This is a genomic window from Mesorhizobium sp. M2E.F.Ca.ET.209.01.1.1, from assembly GCF_004010375.2.
Lineage (GTDB): Bacteria > Pseudomonadota > Alphaproteobacteria > Rhizobiales > Rhizobiaceae > Mesorhizobium.
In genome coordinates this window covers 1-296 of sequence record NZ_SADP02001087.1, presented here as the reverse complement: position 1 = coordinate 296, position 296 = coordinate 1, and the positions used below count along the sequence as shown (strand labels likewise).

General features: G+C 62.8%; 1 pseudogene. It reads left to right on the top strand.

From position 1 onward, the window contains the following. Window positions 1-65: 65 nt before the first annotated feature. Window positions 66-296: pseudogene (locus tag EN852_RS39225) on the top strand (molybdate ABC transporter permease subunit); the annotation flags it as partial.

Genomic DNA, 296 nt, shown 5'->3' with positions numbered 1-296 from the left:
GAGGCTGGGCCTCAAAAACTGGCGACTGCAATCTGGTTGAGTAAGAAGGGACGATCCAGAACAGCATGACCACAGCACCCGCCCAGGCGGGGTGGCGGTTCAGACAGCCGAGTGTCATTCCGGGTTTCGGACTGACGCTCGGCTTCTCGCTTGCCTACCTCACGCTCATCATCCTCATCCCGCTTTCGGGGCTGATCTGGCGCTCGGCCGCGCTCGGCTGGGCCGATTTCTGGGCCTTGGCCACCGACCGGCGCACTCTCACCGCGCTTGAGATCAGTTTCGGCACGGCCTTCATC